Annotated in this window: 3 protein-coding genes; all 3 read left to right on the plus strand. The window is 51.9% G+C overall.

Annotated features, from left to right (window positions below; all coding sequences use genetic code 11):
- Positions 1 to 74: 74 nt before the first annotated feature.
- Entirely contained in the window at positions 75 to 842 is a 768-nt protein-coding gene (locus tag J7439_RS27395) for a DUF1601 domain-containing protein (RefSeq protein WP_209204763.1), read from the plus strand.
- Positions 796 to 2160 (plus strand): RAP domain-containing protein, encoded by a 1365-nt coding sequence (locus J7439_RS24965; RefSeq protein ID WP_209204764.1) that lies wholly within the window; start codon positions 796 to 798, stop codon positions 2158 to 2160. Before J7439_RS27395 ends, J7439_RS24965 begins: the two co-directional genes overlap by 47 nt.
- Before the next feature lie 105 nt (positions 2161 to 2265).
- Positions 2266 to 3976: DUF1601 domain-containing protein (locus J7439_RS24970; RefSeq protein WP_209204765.1), on the plus strand; the 1711-nt coding region annotated here is incomplete at its 3' end.

Consider the following 3976-nt stretch of genomic DNA (forward strand, 5'->3'; position numbering starts at 1 on the left):
GATGCAATAATATTCAAGTGCAACCAAAAACCTGAAGCCAGTGATATTGGTGCTCAGGAAATCACTAACTTGCTGTGGGCGATGGCGAAACTGGTGGACAACGGGCAGGAACTAACACCAGGGCTCACGAGGCCGTGGCCGTGCTGTTGCCCCACGTGAACGCACAGAAAGACCAATTTATTCCTCAGCATATTGCCAACCTGCTGTGGGCCATGGCGAAACTGGTGGACAACGGGCTGGAGCGCACAGCAGAGCTCAAAGAGGCTGTGGTCGTGTTGTTGCCCCACGTAAACGTACAGAAAGACCAATTTATTCCTCAGGCTATCGCCAACCTGCTTTGGGCCATGGCGAAGCTGGTGGACAACGGGCAGGAGCACACTCCAGGGCTCAACGAGGCCGTAGCCGCGCTGTTGCCCCTCGTGAACGCACAGGAAGACCAATTTAATGCCCAGGGTATCGCCAACCTGCTGTGGGCCATGGCGAAACTGGTGGACAACGGGCAGAAGCTGACACCGGGGCTCAAAGAGGCCGTGGCCGCGCTGTTGCCCCACGTGAACGCACAGAAACACCAACTTAATGCCCAGGGCATTGCCAACCTGCTGTGGGCCATGGCGAAACTGGTGGATAGCGGCCAGAAGCGGACACCAGAGTTCAAAGAGGCCGTGGCCGCGCTGTTGCCCCGCGTGAACGCACCGAAAAACCAATTTAATGCCCAGGAAATCGCCAACCTGATGTGGGCCATGGCAAAACTGATGGACAACGGGCTGGAGCGGACACCAGAGCTCAACCAGGGCCGTGGCCGCCCTGTTGCCCCTCATGAACGCACAGAAAAACCAACTTAATGCCCAGGGCATTGTCAACCTGATGTGGTCCATGGCGAAACTGGTGAACAACGGGCTGGAGCGGACACCGGGGCTCAAAGAGGCGGTGGTCACACTGTTACCCCAAGTGAGCGCACAGAAAGACCAATTTAATCCCCAGGGAATCGCCAACCTGCTGTGGGCCATAGCGAAACTGGTGGACAGCGGGCTGGAGCGAACACCGGAGCTCAAAGATGCTGTGGCCGCACTGTTGCCCCACGTGAATGCACAGAAAGACCAATTTATTCCCCAGCATATCGCCAACCTGTTGTGGGCCATGGCTAAACTGGTGGACAACAGGTACGAGCAGACACAGGAGTTCAACGAAGCGGTGGCTGCGCTGTTGACCTGCGTGAACAGACAGAAAGACCAATTTAATGCCCAGAGTGTCACCAACCTGCTTTGGGCCATGGCGAAACTGGTGGACAACAGACAGGAGCAGACACCAGGGCTCAACGAGGCTGTGGCCGCGTTGTTGTTCCACGTTAACGCACATAAAGACCAATTTAATGCCCAGGATATTGCCAACCTGCTGTGGGCCACGGCCAAACTGGGTGAACTCGTTGAGCTGAACCTGGCGACCTCTACGTTCGAATCGCTCGTCTATCGAATCAGTGAGAACCTTCAGTTTTCTCAGCAAGAGATATCGATGTCTCTCTGGGCCGTAATGGTATGCTGTGCCAGGTTGTCTCCAGACTCCAATGCCAATAAAAGTAACGTGCTTGAAAAGCACATGGATGAGCTGTTGATTCGCCTGGAAAATACCTCGCCAGATAATGAAGAAGATCAATCAATCATGATCATGGCTGCCAGTTGGCTTGGCAGAGCCTGTCCGGTCGTCCGCCATTACCAGACAACCATTTCAAAAACCCAGGCCGACTTCCGTGATCAACTCCAGTCATCTATTCCATCTTTGAAGATCGAAGAAGAAAAGAGGCTGAACTCATTACCTCCGGTTGACCTGCTTCTGACAGATCACAACATTGTTATTGAAGTTCAGGGCCCCTCTCATTACGTGGGTGGTGATTTCAAAACCAGGAATGGTTCGACTCTGCTGAAAATCGCACTGTTGCAAAAAGCAGGATTTGAGGTCATTGAAATCCCGGCTAACCAGCTTTTAAACAAAGATTTAATGAAACCATATATTGATCAAATAAAGATCAGGGTAAGCATCCCGCCACAGGATCATAGCTCGGTATCACTTAAAAGAGGGTGGGCAGGTGCTGCATACGTTACTGCCGAAGAACATTTAGCAGAGCAAACCAACTCAGCAAAGAGGAAGAAAACAAGCAGCCAGTAATCGTCTTTCTCCCATCATGACTCAAGTAAACTTTCCCGCAAAATGAACTTCTGGGCAGAAAAGCAGTCTGCTTTTTATATTTTCATGAATTGATGAAATATAATTATGGACAGAAGCTCTGCCGGTATCAGTGATAAATACGCAAGACCAGGTAGTGATTACAACCAGCCGGATGACTCTGCTGCTTCAAGGCGTGGACGGTATAGACTGTGTACAGTCAGACATCAAGATAATCCCCCCCATTCTACCCCGTGGCACAATCAATTTTACCATTCTTCAGGCCCATGCTCTTCTCAATATCTAGTGCGCCGTTCTGTCAACCCGACTCAGGATTTTAATGCCCTCATCAAACAGGAAGTAATGAATGATCTGGTGAGTAAATCGGATCGTTTCGGTCATCGCTATGATGGGAGAAATCACGGGCAATATGCCAGTTCAATTAAGAAATACACGTCAGCTGCTAAAAGACCGTTAAATCGAGCAGAACAAAGCCAGCTGATACGTTTGCTGCAAAATTTTACCGCAACGCGAAGCTGGAATTGGCGAAGCCTGACGACAACACTTCATTCATTCACTTCAGCAGGTGTTTTTACCCCTCATAAACCCGGGGATGAGCATGTTAAACACACTCAAGCTGCCTTATTGTCAACGCTGCTTGATGCAATAATATTTAACTGCAACCAAAAACCTGAAGCCAGTGATATTGGTGCTCAGGAAATCGCTAACCTGCTGTGGGCCATGGCGAAACTGGTGGACAACGGGCAGGAGCGCACAGCAGAGCTCAAAGAGGCTGTGGCCGTGTTGTTGCCCCACGTAAACGTACGAAAAGACCAATTTGTTCCTCAGGCTATCACCAACCTGCTGTGGGCCATGGCGAAAATGGTAGACAACGGACAGGAGTACACACCAGGGCTCAAAGAGGCCGTGGCCGCGTTGTTGCCCCATGTGAACGTACAGAAAGACCAATTTAATGCCCAGGGTATCACCAACCTGCTGTGGGCCATGGCGAAAATAGTAGACAACGGACAGGAGCGCACACCAGGGCTCAAAGAGGCCGTGGCCGCGCTGTTGCCCCACGTAAACGTACAGAAAGACCAATTTATTCCTCAGGGTATCGCCAACCTGCTATGGGCCATGGCGAAACTGGTGGACAACGGGCAGGAGCAGACACCAGGGCTCAAAGAGGCCGTGGCCGCGCTGTTGCCCCACGTAAACGCACAGAAAGACCAATTTATTCCTCAGCATATCGCCAACCTGCTGTGGGCCATGGCGAAACTGCCGGACAGCGGGCAGGAGCGGACACCAGAGTTCAACGAGGCCGTGGCCGCGTTGTTGCCCCAAGTGAATATACAGAAAGACCAATTTAATGCCCAGGAAATCGCCAACCTGATGTGGGCCATGGCGAAACTGGTAGACAACGGCCAGGAGCAGACACCAGAGCTCAAAGAAGCCGTGGCCGCGCTGTTGCGCCACGTGATCGCACAGAAAGTTAACTTTAACCCACAGGAAATCGCCAACCTGCTGTGGGCCATGGCGAAACTGGTGGACAGCGAGCTGGAGCAAACACCGGAGATCAAAGATGCTGTGGCCGCGCTGTTGCCCCACATGTATGCACAGAAAGATCAATTTATTCCCCAGCATATCGCCAACCTGCTGTGGGCCATGGCAAAACTGGTGGACAAAGGGCAAGAGCGGACACCAGAACTCAACGAGGTCGTGGCGGTGTTGTTGCCCCATGTTAATGCACAAAAAGACCAATTTACTCCTCAGCATATCGCCAACCTGCTGTGGGCCATGGCGAAACTGGTGGACAACG

The sequence above is a fragment of the Salinisphaera sp. G21_0 genome (assembly GCF_017744115.1).
Classification (GTDB): Bacteria; Pseudomonadota; Gammaproteobacteria; order Pseudomonadales; family Endozoicomonadaceae; genus Endozoicomonas.